This is a genomic window from Lacticigenium naphthae DSM 19658 (assembly GCF_000425865.1).
Classification (GTDB): domain Bacteria; phylum Bacillota; class Bacilli; order Lactobacillales; family Carnobacteriaceae_A; genus Lacticigenium; species Lacticigenium naphthae.
Genome location: NZ_AUEG01000013.1, coordinates 14,549 through 26,760 on the forward strand (window position 1 = coordinate 14,549; position 12,212 = coordinate 26,760).

Here is a 12,212-nt window from a genome sequence, read left to right on the forward strand (position 1 = left end):
TCAAATGACTAAAATTGGAATTATTACAGGAAGTACCCGAGATGCCCGTGTCAACTTACAAGTGGCACACTATATTTTAGAGAATGCAGAAAAAATGGGGGGCGCAGATTTTGAAATCGTAGATATCAAGGATTATGATCTTCCTCTTTTAAATGAAACAGTTCCGGCAGCAATGGCCGATCGGAACTATACTACTGATGATGTAAAAAGATGGTCAACTAAGATCGATTCATTGGATGGCTTCATTTTTGTGACACCTGAATACAACAAAAACATTACCCCTTCTTTAAAAAATGCTTTGGACTATTTGAGTCCTGAATGGAGCAACAAAGCTGCAGGGATCGTTGCCTATGGTTCTACATTAGGTGTGGGCGCAACCATGATTTTGCGCATGACTTTATCAGATTTCAACCTGGCAACTGTTGGACCATTTGGAGCCTTTAGTTTATTTACAGACTTTAAAGACATGTCAACTTTTGCACCATCTAAAGTTCACCTGCCTACGATCAAAGCGGTCATTGAGACCACAGTCGCGTGGAGTACGGCCTTAAAAACTGTTCGCAATTAAATGCGAGAATATGGATAGGATAAGTCTCCTATCGTCAATTGTTTTTTGAATGGTCTTTTCTAAAATATGCTCCAAAAAGTAGACGACCAGTCTACTTTTTGGAGCTATAGCTGTTGTTGCTTGAAGATCTTACGGATACAATAGGCGGGTCTGAATGCTTTTTGTCCCACTTGGACTTATGTTATACTGATAAAAAATAAATGATGGAAACAGAGGAGAGATCATCCTGGAACTATTAAAAGAGATCAACTTGATCGATGATAAAGAAATGGCACGAAAACTCAATGGTTATGCCTTAGTAGCTACAGTTATATTTTATTTATTATTTGCAGCCGTAAGCAGATTTATTTCTGGGTCGGAAGAAATCGAGACAGGATTCAGTGGGGTGATCATGGGGCTCTTCTTATTTGTAGTATTGATCGTCATTCATGAACTCATCCATGCAGTCTTCTTCAAAATTTTTAATCCGACTGGGAAAATCAAATTTGGCTTCAAAAATGGAATGGCTTTTGCCTCCAGTCCCCATTCAATGTATTCAAAAAGACAATTTACCTGGATCGCTCTAGCTCCATTTCTTTCGATCACCGTGATGATGATCGGACTTTACAGCGCAGGCTGGTTCAGTAGAGAATTGTTTACATTGCTGACTGCCGTTCATGCGGGGGCTTGTGCAGGAGATTTTTATTATGTTTATCTCTTCCGACAATATCCGGATGATATAAAAATAGAAGATACGCCTGTTGGCATCAACATTTTACGAGACGAACAACAAAGGTAGGTGAGGCAGACAATGCAGTCTACATTATTAGCTGAAAAAGGGCTGATCAATCAGGTCGCCGGGAGCGAGTATAATTTTCGTTATCAAATGGTCGGAAACAAAGTTGTGGAAGACGTCGAGCGATTGTTGGAACGCATGGATATCCAACCCAAAGAAATATATACTGGACAACAAGTGCATAGCGCGAATGTTGCTTATGTGAATGGTCAAAATGGCGAGCCGTTTATCTTTGGTCGGACACTAAAAGAAACGGATGGACTCCTGACAGACAAGCCGGGGGTCGCTTTACTGATTAAATACGCTGACTGTACGCCCATTATTTTATACGATCCAGTAAAAAAAGTACAAGCCGTTGTTCATTCAGGCTGGCGTGGAACAGTTCAAAAAATTTCTTTGAACGCAATAAAACAAATGGAGGCAGACTTTGGCTGTGCCCGGCACAATATACTAGCGTACGTTGGCCCCTCCATTGATCAAGAACACTATCAGGTAGGACCCGAAGTCTATGCAGCATTTGAAGGGTTTTCTGAGAGAGACAACTTTTTCAAACCAGACGGCGAGCGGTACCGAATGAGCATGAGCGATGCGAATGTGAGTATCCTAAAAGAAGCCGGGATAAAGGACGAAAACTTAGACATTGAACGGACAGCGACCTACACAGATGACAGCCTTCATTCCGCCAGAAAAGAAGGAAAAGAGTACCAACTAAATGGCTTATTGACTATGATTCCAGAAGAGTAAAGGGAGATATGTGTATCCTTTAGAGTTATAGGAATCAGAAAAGGCGATCCTACTAGAAAAGGGGATCGTCTTTTTTTATCTCTTTCAAAGGGATAAATTCCTGTAAAAGGCATATGCCGTTCTATTTGATTAAAAAATAAAATCATTTAAAATAGAAGAAAGGCAATAGAAAAGGAGAGAAAAGTATGGTGCAAACCGTTTATACGAACTATTGGCAAAATCGACTCAGTGGAGTGAAAAAAGAGCACGGGAGTTACAAGACTGAAGAGGAAGCAATCGATGGAATCAAGGCGTGGTGGGATTTGCACAAAGAAAACTATCCGCATGCGGAACATATTCGAACCCAGTCCGGTGCATTAGAAATCGTGTATAAGGATTCCGACCATTTTTATCGAATCGAAAAGCATGAAATTGAAGGGAAACTGCCCAGTCGCAGTTATAAAGTGAAATCCCGTGGAGAAATCGAAAGTCTGCGAAAGAAATATAATTTAAATGAAGCTTCGTATTTATTCGATGAACTCGCCGAGCCATACCGAGACCGCTTGATCATTGCCATGGCGGATAGTAAAAAAGTCCGTCAATATATTTACGATCAAGATGGAAGTCCGATCAGAGAAATTCCTGAGAGGTAAGAGATCTATAGGGGGATCCTGAATGAAAAAGCATGCTGAAAAAATATTTGTCGTTCGTGAAAGCGACACGGCCAAAGAAATTGGATCGGGGCGTTTAGCCGTCTTATCAACGCCCCACCTGATCGGCTATATGGAAAATACAGCTATGCTCCTGCTGGAAAAAGATTTGGAAGCAACAAGGAGTTCAGTCGGAATAGAAATCAACCTGAAACATATAGCTGCGACTGCAATCGGAAAAGAAGTGGTCGTAAAAGTATCATTAGGCGAAGCAACAGATAAGATTTACACTTTTAGTATTGAGGCGTATGTAGAGGATAAATTAATTGGAAAAGCGAACCATAAACGGGCAGTTATCAATAGAGAAGAGTTTCTACAAAACAGTAAATAGAGAGAAGCGGTCCAAAATATGCTCTGACCAGATTGGAAATACAAAAAGGCCAGTTTTGCTTGGTGGAACGCGTTTGAGTAAAGGAAGTCACAAGATAAGTCGAGGGAGGGGTTCTTAACCTGACCGTTCATTCAGCAGTAGAGATGGGGAATAGTAATGGAGTATCGCCAACTATCAAAAAGAGATGAAAAAACTCTTAACATGAAAAATGAACCTTTTGATTTATTTGGGCGTTTAATAATAGAAAGGGAACAGAATCGGTGGATCCACAAAGAAGAATTATTTCAAAAAAAGGAAAGAATGACGTTTCCTGATGAAAAAATGAGTATCGAGGAGATAGAAAAAAAAGGATTTGCGATCGGAGCCTATCAGGAGGATGAAATTGTCGGTTTGGCTATCTTTCATGATGATTGGACCAAGTATGCTTATCTTCATGATTTAAAAGTGAAAGGATCTTATCGTCAGCAAGGCATAGCAGGTAACCTGATTGAAAAAGGATTATGGCAAGCAAAAAAACAAGGGTATGCTGGATTGTATACGATCGCCCAGGATAATAATTTAGGTGCATGCAGATTTTATTTAAAAGAAAATTTTGTAGTGGGTGGGTTGAACACACATGGATATAACCATACTGCCCAGGAAGGAAAAGCGGATATCTATTTTTACAAAGAGTAAACTTTGCCACCAAAAGAGAAAGCGCTTAATTAAGAGTTCTATTTTCGTGGATTGTTGTGTATACTTAGAGTCAGAACTGCAATGCTAGAGGAGGAAGAATCGTATGAAGGTAAATGGAAAAGTTGTTGTTGTCACAGGTGCCGGTTCAGGCATGGGACGTGCGTTAACGTTAGATTTAGTGAAGCGTGGGGCAAGAGTAGCGGCCATAGATTTGAACGAAGAGACATTGGCTGAAACAAAAGAATTAGCCGGAGAATCAAAAGGTAAAATCTCTACACATGTCATGAATATCACTGACCATGAGGCAATTAAAAGGTTGCCGGAAGAATTGAAAGAAATTCATGGACCGGTAGACGCTTTGATCAATAACGCAGGAATCATTCAACCGTTTGTAGATGTGAATGATTTAGATTTTGAGAAAATCAGACAAGTCATGGATGTAAACTTTTATGGAACGTTATACTTTGTAAAAGCATTCTTACCTGGGTTTCTTGAACGGCCAGAAGCACATATTGTAAATGTGTCGAGCATGGGAGGATTCTTGCCTGTACCTGGACAATCGATTTACGGGGCCTCCAAAGCGGCAGTGAAATTGATGACGGAAGGTCTGCATTCTGAACTGAAAGACACTACTGTTCATGTGACAGTTGTTTTCCCAGGAGCTACGAATACGAATATTTCGGAAAACTCTCAAGCAGAGCGCGAAATGACACCGGAAGATTTAAAACGGATGGATGATATCACTTCTGCAGAAGAAGCTGCACATATTATTTTAGAGGGCATGGAACACAATGATTACCGTATCCTAGTTGGGAAAGATACCCGTATGATGGATAAATTATATCGTTTAGCTCCTAAGAAAGCAGCAGAGATGATAGCTAAGAAGATGAAAAGATAAATATAGATAAAAAAGAAGCTGAGACAACAGTCTCAGCTTCTTTTCATTTCTCAAACTTTACTTTCTAAAACGTGCTCCAAAAATCAGACCCGACATCTTCAGGATAAAGTATAGGAAGCTTTATTCGAGTCTGAACACTTTTTGTTCCACTCTGTTTGTTTAAGTGCCTATTTTTTATAAAACACCAAACAATTGAGGCAACCAAGTAGTTAACATTGGGATATAAGTGACAAGAATCAATCCGGCCAGAATAGCTCCATAGTAACCGATCATATACGGAAGGACTTTTGCTAAACTTGTTCGTCCAACTTTAATAGCTACGAATAATGTATTTCCTACCGGCGGTGTAATGTTACCAATACAGAGGTTATACACGAGCATAATACCAAAATGAACAGGACTCATGCCAAATGCGACAGCAATAGGCAAAAAGATCGGTGTGAAAATTAGTATCGCAGGTGTAACATCCATGAACGTTCCTGCAAGTAGTAAAATCACATTAATGATCAGCATGATGGCAATAGGATTTTCGGTTACTCCAAGTAATGCCGCAGCAATTGCTTGGGGAATACCTGTGAAAGCCATAACCCAACTTAAAATATTCGATACCCCAATAAGGAATACGATCATTCCACTTGTTTCAGCACTGTCGACCAGAATATGATATATATCTTTCAAGTCGATTGAACGATAAATAATCACAGAAAGAACTAAAGCATAGAGTACAGCGATGGCAGATCCTTCTGTTGCGGTAAATATCCCAGCAACGATCCCACCAATAACAATGACGATCAAAGATAAAGGAAGAATAGCCTCTATAGAAGTTTTTCCTAAACGTTTCCAATCAAATGGTCCCGTTTCTCCAGTATAGCCTTTTCTTTTTGCAAAGATAAACCCAACGATCATGGCTCCCAAAGTCCAAATCAATCCGGGTATGTATCCACCTAAAAACAAAGCTGCAATAGAAGTCCCACCAGATACTAGCGAATAAGTGATCAAAGCATTACTTGGGGGGATAAGTAAACCACTTGGTGCAGATGCAGCGTTTGTGGCTGCGGCTAAGTTCATATCATACCCAGCTTCTTCTTCTCCTTCGCGAACCATTCCACCAACAGCAGCAGCTGCTGCAGCTGCAGAACCAGAAATGGCACCGAAAAGAGCATTCGCTCCAATGTTAGTTAAAAGCAGTGAACCAGGAACTTTGCCGACTAATGCTTGCACAAAATTTACCAGCCGTTTTGCGATCCCCCCTTGATTCATGATGTTTCCAGCGAGTATGAAAAAAGGGATAGCGACTAATGTAAAGGTACTTGTACCTGAAAATATTCTTTGCGCGGCAGTAACCATGGTGATGTCAGGAGCCATGGTGGGAGATATTGCACCGATCGCCGCTATTCCGATAGCAATTGCAATGGGTGCTCCTAAAGCAAGTAGTAACAATAAAACAACGAGCATTATAAGTAATGATTCAATAGCCATTCCATTTCCTCCTTAAGCATGTGTATCTTCTATAGTAATTTCTCCGTTAGCATTTCTGTTGATCGTATTTCCTTTAAATAAATCATAGATATTTAACACGCTATAGATAGCAATGAAAACCCCACTGATAGGAATGGCAGCATAGAAGTATCCCATTTTAATAGGCAATGAAGAAGACATTTGTCCCATTGTGAGGGAGGTTATACTTAGACCACCATAAACTAATACAAAAATGGCAAAAAGGAAAATAATACTTTCATTGATAATAGCCAAAATGCGTTGGGTTTTAGGTGAAACTTTGTCTGTGATGATGGGTATATTCATATGTTCTCTTTTGCCAAAAACATATGCAGCTCCAAGTAAAGTTACCCAGGCAAATAAATAAGAAGCCAATTCTTCAGACCATGTGCTCGGATCACTTAGTAAGTATCTTGTTGAAACTTGCCAAATAGTTAAGAGACTAAGGATAGCGAATACCAAGGCATTGATCACACGCATGATTTTGTCTAAATAAGTTCGGATTTGTTTCATTCTTCAGATCCTCCTTCTGCTTGATTCCTGATTTCCTCAGATTTTTCTTGTATTTGATTGTATACAGTTTTTAAAGAAGGATTGTTTGCAAGTGTTTCATCATGTAAAGGGAGAACTGCTTCACGAAAAGCTGCAATTTCCGGATAATTAAATGCCACATTCATTTCATTTTGAGCGTATTCTTTTGCTTCTTCCACTTTTTCTTTCCATGCTTGATGTTGAGTGGTTTGCATCAATTCAAATCCTTGTTCGAATACTTCTCTATCCCCTGTACTAAGCTCATCTATAAAGGCTGTGTTGACAATTACTTCATCAGGGATCATTTGATGTTGAGTGTAAGAATAATAGCTGACTACGTCACCGTGTCCATTTTCCGTTAAAGCCAACTCATTGTTTTCAGCTCCATCAATGACACCACTTTGAATGGCAGTGTAGACATCTCCAAATCCCATTGGAGTAGCAGAACCACCTAGTAATTCCATCATGCGAACGTTTGTTGGTGATTGCTGTACCCGTATTTTAAGACCGGCTAAGTCTGCTGGTTCTTCTATTTCTTTATCGGTTACATAAAAGTTGCGGATACCCGCGTCTAGCCAAGCGACTGTAACAAATCCGGATTCTTCTGTACCAGTAAAAATAGGATCTACGATTTCTGGATCGTTCATAACAGCGCGGTAAGCTTCCTGACTTTCAAATAAGTAAGGTAAGTTAAATATTTCAAACTTATCATTAAATGTTTCCAAAATAGAATTACTGGCAACTGTGATCTCCACAGCACCGGTTTGTGTCAATTGCACCATATTTGTTTGCGTTCCTAAAAGCTCACTAGGATAAAGTTGGATATCATACTTATCACCAAGTTGACTTTCAACGTGTTCTTCAAACGCTTTCATTCCAATGTGAGTAGGATGATTTTGAGATTGATTGTGCCCGACGCGTATGATTTCTTTCTCTTGAGAAGAGACGGTGTCCGAAGTACACCCGGCTACAAAAATCAAAGGCAATGAATAAATCAATACTTTAGGAAGACGGTTCCATTTTTTTGTATGCATATAAATGTTCCTTTCTTTGTTCAGTCGTTTTTTATTATTAAGTAACAGATTTTATATAGACGAAAGACGAGGGCCTCCTTTATTAAAATTCATAATTATGTTTTACTATGTGAAACTTGATTTCATAATGTAGTTTAACGTTAAAAAAAATCGTTGTCAATAGTTTTTAATAAAACAAAAAAACAGACACAATCATCTAGATGATTGTGTCTGTTTTTGGAAATCCATTGATAGCTGGTTATTATTTTTAGAAGAAAGAGCCTAATAAACGAGAAGTTTGATGAGCAGTATCAAGTGTTTTCTGAATATATTTTTCTTCGTCCTTGAACTCTTCGATGGGTATAGAAACGCTCATGGCTCCGGCGGCTACTTGATTATAGCTAGAGAAAGCTGCCCCCACACAAACAACACCATACTCATGTTCTTGATTATCCATAGCATACCCTTTTCGACGGATCTCTTCTATCTCTTTAAGAAAATCATCTAAGTTGGTCAATGTGTTACGCGTAAATTGCTGTATTTCATTACGATTCCAAAAATCAGTTATCTCAGCATTGGTGTGTGTAGCCAAAATAGCTTTCCCAACAGCAGTACAATACATAGGAGCTCTTTTTCCGATTTTTGATTTCATTCGATTCTCGTATTTTTCAACCTGGTATTTATCGATATATAAGACTGAATCGTTGTCATCAATAACCAGGTGAACTGTTTGTCCCAAATCCAACGCAAGTTGTTGGATCATACTCTTTGCAACGTTTAAGAAATCGATATTTTGGATTTTGGAATTCCCTAGCTCAAATAACTTTAGAGAAATAGCATAATGTTTTGTACTTGGATTTTGTTCTATATAGCCATTAACTAAAAGTGTATTGACCAATCTATGCGCAGTTGCTTTATGGAGGCCAGTTTCTTCACTCAAAGTTACGAGACTCATTGAATCCTGTTTAGAGAGAGCCTCTAATATTTTTAAAGCACGATCAACTGATTGAACAGTTGAAGAAGTTTCAGAGGTCATTTGGAATCATCCTTTTGTGTTAGTTTGTTTCACGATGTGATATGCACTAGTATACTAAATAAAATTAAATAACTCAATACGATTGGTGAAAAAAAAACTCTTTTAAAAAGTTGACAAAGCGTTTTCAAAAGGGTAAACTTTAGCCGTATTGCAAAATGATACATAGTATCGCAATGTGAAACTTTAATACAGGAAAAACTTATTATTCTAAAAAAATAGTTCGTTGAAGTTTTTTACGGAATAAAATAGAAATGAATTCCAATAATGAGAGGAGTTTTATGATGAAAAAACACACAATTTTATCTGCATTAAAAGAAAATTTCTTGTTTGCGGTAATTAGAGGGACAAGTGCGGAAGAAGCTACGGAGATTTCTAAAGCAGTTTATGCGGGGGGAATAAAGAACATAGAGGTAACTTTTACAACTCCGAATGCGGATAGTACGATCAGACAATTAGCTGAGGAATATAAAGAGACAGATATGATAGTTGGGGCCGGTACTGTAATGGATGCATTTACCGCTCGGATGGCTATTATAGCTGGAGCAGAGTTTATTGTGAGTCCAAACTTTCTACCTGAAATTGCAACGATCTGTAATCGGTATGCGATCCCTTATTTACCGGGTTGTGGAACAGTTACTGAAATTGTCAGTGCAATGTCTAGCGGTGTAGATGTCGTAAAAGTATTCCCTGGAGGAGTATTGGGGCCGAAATTTATTAGCAATGTTCACGGTCCTATTCCGTTTGCTGAAATGATGCCATCCGGTGGAGTGAGTATAGATAATATGGATCAATGGATCGCTAGTGGAGCATGGGCTGTTGGTATAGGTAGCGCATTGACAAAAGAGTTGGATTCAAAAGGATATGAAAGTGTAACGGAAACTGCTCAAACATTCGTTGAAAAATACAAAACATTGATTTGATATTTTTTTAAAGAAACAAGGAGGAGAAAACATGACTTTTATTCATGAAGATTTTATGTTGCAAAATGAAAAGGCTAAAAAGCTGTATCATGAAGTTGCAAAAAATTTACCTATTTTTGATTACCATTGTCATCTTGATCCGAAACAAATTGCAGAAGATCATCGATTTGAGAATATCACTGAATTATGGTTGTCTGGAGATCATTACAAATGGCGGGCAATGAGAGCGAATGGGATTCCAGAAAATAAAATCACGGGGAATGCTAGTGCAGAAGAAAAATTTGAAGCATGGGCTCAAACAGCAGAAGTATCTATAGGCAATCCATTATTTCATTGGACTCAATTGGAGCTCAAGAAATACTTTGGTATCGAGGAACTCTTAACAGGTGAAAACTGGAAAGAAATCTATGATAAAGCCAATGGTATCATTAGAGAGAAAGAATTGACTGCTCAAAAATTGATCAAGGAATCAAATGTGGAATTTGTAGGAACAACAGACAATCCAACAGATTCACTTGAATTCCATAAACAGATCGAAGAGCTGGATGACTTCGCTGTAACAGTTGCGCCTTCTTTCAGACCCGATGAAGCACTAGCTATTGGTGAAGATAAATTCACTACGTTTTTAGAGAAATTATATAAAGTGTCAGGGAATTCAGTCAGTACTTATCAAGAAATGATGAAAGAAATGATCAAACGAATCGATCTGTTTGATGAAAGAGGAACCAGAGCAGCTGATCATGGGATCGGTCACCTGCAATTTGCAGAGAGTACTATCGAAGAAATCGATATTATTTTCTTGAAAGCTTTAGCAAAACTGTCGCTGACTCAAGAAGAAGTTGCGAAATACCAAACGAGAATGTTAGTGGATCTAGCTGCTTTATATGCTGAACGTAATTGGGTAATGCAAATACATTTTGGAGCCATCAGAAATAATAATTCTCGGATGTTCGAACAGATTGGACCAGATGCAGGATTTGATTCAATCAATGATCAAGGCAATGTAGCTTATGCATTGAATAAGCTGCTCAATAGAATACACACCAATGGTACGTTACCTAAAACAATTATTTACAATTTGAATCCTGAATACAACCATAGTGTTGCCAGTACTGTAGCAAATTTCCAGGGCAATACAGAAGGCATCAAAGGGAAAGTGCAGTTTGGCGCCGGTTGGTGGTTTAACGACACAGAACAAGGGATGTTACGCCAAATAGAAACATTGGCAGATCACGGGTTACTTATGCATTTTGTAGGGATGTTGACCGATTCTAGAAGTTTCATTTCCTATACAAGACATGATTACTTCCGCCGTATTTTCTGTAACTATGTAGGTGAGCAAGTAGAGTTAGGGAAATTCCCTGATAATGAAAAACTCCTCACGCAGTTAATAGAAAATGTGTGTTACAAAAATGCAATTCACTATTTCAAAAAATAAAAAACAAGAAACCAAGAGGAGGAATTTAACCATGGAAATGACATTCCGTTGGTACGGGGAATCTGACCCCATTTCATTAGAATACATTCGTCAAATCCCTAATATGAAAGGGATCGTTTCAGCAATTTACGATATTCCAGTCGGCGAAACATGGCCACTAGAAAAAATTCAGGAGTTAAAGAAAAAGGTTGAAGATGCAGGTTTAAGCCTTTCTGTTATTGAGAGCGTTCCTGTTCACGAAGACATCAAACTGGGAAAACCAACACGAGATAAATATATTGAAAACTATAAACAAACCTTGCGTAATTTAGGTAGCGAGGGAATTCCTGTTGTCTGTTACAATTTCATGCCTGTTTTCGACTGGACACGTTCAGATTTGAATTATGAATTGGAAGATGGCTCACATGCTTTGATTTTTGATGAAGAAGAAGTAAGTAAAATGGATCCACGTACACTATCATTACCAGGATGGGACGAAAGTTATTCAGCGGAAGAACTGAACCAATTAATGGATGAATATAAAGAAGTAGACAATGAAAAATTGTGGGAAAATTTAGAGTACTTTATTAAAGCAATCATGCCAACTGCTGAGAAAGCAAATGTAAGAATGGCTATCCATCCTGATGATCCTCCCTATAGTATCTTTGGTCTCCCTCGTGTGATCACAGATGGCGAAGCATTAAATCGTTTCACTAAATTATATGATTCTGAATATAATGGCGTAACACTTTGTGTTGGTTCGTTTGCTTCTGATCCTAAAAATGATCCAGTAGCTATTTTAGAAGATATGCTCGAAAAAAACCGTGTCAATTTTGTACATGCGCGAAACGTAAAATTAGTAGGCGGAAAATCTTTCCAAGAGTCTGCCCATTTATCCGAAAAAGGATCTATCGACATGTATAAAGTAGTAAAAGCTTTAAGTGACCATGGCTTTACCGGATCGATTCGTCCGGATCACGGCCGCATGATTTGGGGAGAAACAGGTAAACCGGGTTATGGTTTGTTTGACCGTGCTTTAGGTGCGACCTACTTAAATGGCTTGTACGAAGCAGTTGAAAAAAGTAACGAAGCAGATAAAAATCGAGGAGGAAAATAAA

14 protein-coding genes are annotated in these 12,212 nt (G+C 38.5%); 10 read left to right on the top strand and 4 right to left on the bottom strand.

The features are described 5' to 3' along the window. The first annotated feature begins 4 nt into the window (after positions 1 to 4). From H626_RS0107960 to H626_RS0107990, 7 genes are all read left to right on the top strand, one after another. Entirely contained in the window at positions 5 to 568 is a 564-nt protein-coding gene (locus H626_RS0107960) for an NADPH-dependent FMN reductase (protein WP_027108893.1), read from the top strand. A gap of 250 nt (positions 569 to 818) precedes the next feature. Then, a complete protein-coding gene (locus tag H626_RS0107965; protein ID WP_245570091.1) occupies positions 819 to 1,346 on the top strand; it encodes a DUF3267 domain-containing protein in 528 nt (175 codons plus the stop codon). A gap of 12 nt (positions 1,347 to 1,358) precedes the next feature. Next, positions 1,359 to 2,087 carry a peptidoglycan editing factor PgeF gene (pgeF, locus tag H626_RS0107970; RefSeq protein WP_027108895.1) on the top strand — a complete coding sequence of 243 codons (729 nt, stop codon included), beginning with the start codon at positions 1,359 to 1,361 and terminating at the stop codon, positions 2,085 to 2,087. A gap of 185 nt (positions 2,088 to 2,272) precedes the next feature. Beyond that, positions 2,273 to 2,719 carry a hypothetical protein gene (locus tag H626_RS0107975; protein WP_027108896.1) on the top strand — a complete coding sequence of 149 codons (447 nt, stop codon included), beginning with the start codon at positions 2,273 to 2,275 and terminating at the stop codon, positions 2,717 to 2,719. Positions 2,720 to 2,741: 22 nt separating this feature from the next. Further along, positions 2,742 to 3,107 carry a thioesterase family protein gene (locus H626_RS0107980; protein WP_051237914.1) on the top strand — a complete coding sequence of 122 codons (366 nt, stop codon included), beginning with the start codon at positions 2,742 to 2,744 and terminating at the stop codon, positions 3,105 to 3,107. Positions 3,108 to 3,263: 156 nt separating this feature from the next. Further along, the gene (locus H626_RS0107985; protein ID WP_035619015.1) at positions 3,264 to 3,782 is read left to right on the top strand and encodes a GNAT family N-acetyltransferase; all 519 of its coding nucleotides are present in this window, start codon (positions 3,264 to 3,266) and stop codon (positions 3,780 to 3,782) included. 103 nt (positions 3,783 to 3,885) lie between these two features. Continuing rightward, entirely contained in the window at positions 3,886 to 4,680 is a 795-nt protein-coding gene (locus tag H626_RS0107990; protein WP_027108899.1) for an SDR family NAD(P)-dependent oxidoreductase, read from the top strand. A 174-nt stretch (positions 4,681 to 4,854) separates the two neighbouring features. Here H626_RS0107990 and H626_RS0107995 read toward each other — a convergent pair whose 3' ends face one another. The 4 genes from H626_RS0107995 to H626_RS0108010 all read right to left on the bottom strand — a co-directional run bounded on the left by H626_RS0107995 (position 4,855) and on the right by H626_RS0108010 (position 8,757). Continuing rightward, positions 4,855 to 6,159: a TRAP transporter large permease gene (locus H626_RS0107995; protein WP_027108900.1), complete on the bottom strand. Its 1,305-nt coding sequence runs from the start codon at positions 6,157 to 6,159 to the stop codon at positions 4,855 to 4,857. Positions 6,160 to 6,171: 12 nt separating this feature from the next. Then, positions 6,172 to 6,690, bottom strand: a complete 519-nt coding sequence (locus H626_RS10950) for a TRAP transporter small permease (RefSeq protein ID WP_084140202.1) — start codon at positions 6,688 to 6,690, stop codon at positions 6,172 to 6,174. Beyond that, positions 6,687 to 7,742, bottom strand: a complete 1,056-nt coding sequence (locus tag H626_RS0108005) for a TRAP transporter substrate-binding protein (protein ID WP_035619018.1) — start codon at positions 7,740 to 7,742, stop codon at positions 6,687 to 6,689. Before H626_RS0108005 ends, H626_RS10950 begins: the two co-directional genes overlap by 4 nt. A 247-nt stretch (positions 7,743 to 7,989) precedes the next feature. Continuing rightward, on the bottom strand, positions 7,990 to 8,757 hold the full coding sequence (locus H626_RS0108010) for an IclR family transcriptional regulator (protein WP_027108902.1): 768 nt from the start codon (positions 8,755 to 8,757) through the stop codon (positions 7,990 to 7,992). 278 nt (positions 8,758 to 9,035) lie between these two features. Between H626_RS0108010 and H626_RS0108015 the strand changes: the two genes are divergently transcribed. Genes H626_RS0108015 through uxuA form a run of 3 tightly spaced genes read left to right on the top strand, consistent with a single transcriptional unit; the run spans position 9,036 to position 12,211 of the window. Next, positions 9,036 to 9,677 (top strand): bifunctional 2-keto-4-hydroxyglutarate aldolase/2-keto-3-deoxy-6-phosphogluconate aldolase, encoded by a 642-nt coding sequence (locus H626_RS0108015; RefSeq protein ID WP_035619020.1) that lies wholly within the window; start codon positions 9,036 to 9,038, stop codon positions 9,675 to 9,677. Positions 9,678 to 9,708: 31 nt separating this feature from the next. Next, positions 9,709 to 11,115, top strand: coding sequence for a glucuronate isomerase (uxaC, locus tag H626_RS0108020; RefSeq protein WP_027108904.1), 1,407 nt, complete (start codon positions 9,709 to 9,711; stop codon positions 11,113 to 11,115). Positions 11,116 to 11,146: 31 nt separating this feature from the next. Beyond that, positions 11,147 to 12,211 (top strand): mannonate dehydratase, encoded by a 1,065-nt coding sequence (uxuA, locus tag H626_RS0108025; protein WP_027108905.1) that lies wholly within the window; start codon positions 11,147 to 11,149, stop codon positions 12,209 to 12,211. Position 12,212 lies beyond the last annotated feature (1 nt).

What these genes read in the sequence shown, in the direction of transcription:
- H626_RS0107990 (WP_027108899.1), top strand. Translation starts at nt 3,886, where the DNA reads ATGAAGGTAAATGGAAAAGTTGTTGTTGTCACAGGTGCCGGTTCAGGC.
- H626_RS0108010 (WP_027108902.1), bottom strand. Translation starts at nt 8,757, where the DNA reads ATGACCTCTGAAACTTCTTCAACTGTTCAATCAGTTGATCGTGCTTTA.
- H626_RS0107960 (WP_027108893.1), top strand. Translation starts at nt 5, where the DNA reads ATGACTAAAATTGGAATTATTACAGGAAGTACCCGAGATGCCCGTGTC.
- H626_RS0107995 (WP_027108900.1), bottom strand. Translation starts at nt 6,159, where the DNA reads ATGGCTATTGAATCATTACTTATAATGCTCGTTGTTTTATTGTTACTA.
- uxuA (WP_027108905.1), top strand. Translation starts at nt 11,147, where the DNA reads ATGGAAATGACATTCCGTTGGTACGGGGAATCTGACCCCATTTCATTA.
- H626_RS10950 (WP_084140202.1), bottom strand. Translation starts at nt 6,690, where the DNA reads ATGAAACAAATCCGAACTTATTTAGACAAAATCATGCGTGTGATCAAT.
- H626_RS0107980 (WP_051237914.1), top strand. Translation starts at nt 2,742, where the DNA reads ATGAAAAAGCATGCTGAAAAAATATTTGTCGTTCGTGAAAGCGACACG.
- H626_RS0108015 (WP_035619020.1), top strand. Translation starts at nt 9,036, where the DNA reads ATGATGAAAAAACACACAATTTTATCTGCATTAAAAGAAAATTTCTTG.
- uxaC (WP_027108904.1), top strand. Translation starts at nt 9,709, where the DNA reads ATGACTTTTATTCATGAAGATTTTATGTTGCAAAATGAAAAGGCTAAA.
- H626_RS0107985 (WP_035619015.1), top strand. Translation starts at nt 3,264, where the DNA reads ATGGAGTATCGCCAACTATCAAAAAGAGATGAAAAAACTCTTAACATG.
- H626_RS0107975 (WP_027108896.1), top strand. Translation starts at nt 2,273, where the DNA reads ATGGTGCAAACCGTTTATACGAACTATTGGCAAAATCGACTCAGTGGA.
- pgeF (WP_027108895.1), top strand. Translation starts at nt 1,359, where the DNA reads ATGCAGTCTACATTATTAGCTGAAAAAGGGCTGATCAATCAGGTCGCC.
- H626_RS0108005 (WP_035619018.1), bottom strand. Translation starts at nt 7,742, where the DNA reads ATGCATACAAAAAAATGGAACCGTCTTCCTAAAGTATTGATTTATTCA.